The sequence below is a fragment of the Polaribacter sp. Z014 genome, from assembly GCF_023555435.1.
In the GTDB taxonomy this organism is placed as follows: domain Bacteria; phylum Bacteroidota; class Bacteroidia; order Flavobacteriales; family Flavobacteriaceae; genus Polaribacter.
This window is the reverse complement of record NZ_JALCZP010000086.1, coordinates 1-1,151: the sequence shown is the minus strand read 5'-3', so window position 1 is coordinate 1,151 and position 1,151 is coordinate 1. Positions and strand designations below refer to the sequence as shown.

General features: G+C 39.1%; 1 protein-coding gene. It reads left to right on the top strand.

The features are described 5' to 3' along the window. On the top strand, positions 1-1,151 hold a 1,151-nt coding region (locus MPF19_RS19020), incomplete at both ends, for an Ig-like domain-containing protein (RefSeq protein ID WP_249989851.1).

Here is a 1,151-nt window from a genome sequence, read left to right as displayed (position 1 = left end):
GGAGCAGGAGTATTAACTTTTATGCCAGAAGTAGGTTTTACAACAGATCCAACAGCGATTACTTATACAGTAGAAGATGCAGAAGGAAATGTATCGAATATTGCAAATGTAACGGTTACTTATGGCGAGTTACCACCAGTTGCAACAGATGATAGTGTTTCGAATCAGGTAACTGGAACGGATGCAGTATTAACTGATATTTCATCAGATGATACGTTGAGTGATGGAAGTGTTGTAGATACAACACCGGGAACCGGAAATGCCGTTATCAGTATTGATCCAAACAACACAGATGGAGATAATGATCCATTGACATTGGTTGTTTCAGGAGAAGGAACTTGGACATATGATCCAACAACTGATGACTTGACTTTTAGTCCAGAAGCAGGATTCACGAATGATCCAACGCCAATTGTGTATACGTTAATAGAGACACAAACCGGATTAACAGATACCGCAACTGTAACAGTAGATTATGTAATTCAATCACCAACTGCAGTAGCAGATGAAGATTTAGCAAATGCACAAGGCGCAGTAACATTAGACCCAATACCAGGAACATTAGGACAGGATTCAGATCCTGATGGAATGATTGATGTGATGACTGTAAGTTTAGTTACTCCAGTAGGAGCGACAAGTGAGGTTATTGATGCAAATGGCGATGTTACGAGTTTTACGGTTCCAAATGAAGGAACATGGAGTGTAAACGAAACAACAGGAGCAATTACATTTACACCATTACCAACCTTTACCGAAGACCCAACGGTTATTAGTTATAATGTAGAGGATAATGATGGCAATGTATCTAATGATGCTACGGTAACAATCGATTATGTACCGGTTGCAGAAGACAATACAAGTGCAGGAAATACAGTAGGAAATCCAGCAATCTTTAACATAGTATCCGATGATACCAATGGAGATACAGTTGTACCAGGAACGATTGATTTAGATCCATCAAGTCCATTAACACAAGAGACAACTTTAACAGTAATTGGAGAAGGAGTTTGGAGTGTAGATGGATCAGGAGTCTTAACGTTTACCCCAGAAGTAGGATTTACTACAGATCCAACAGCGATTACTTATACAGTAGAAGATGCAGAAGGAAATGTATCTAATATAGCGAATGTAACGGTTACTTATGGAGAGTT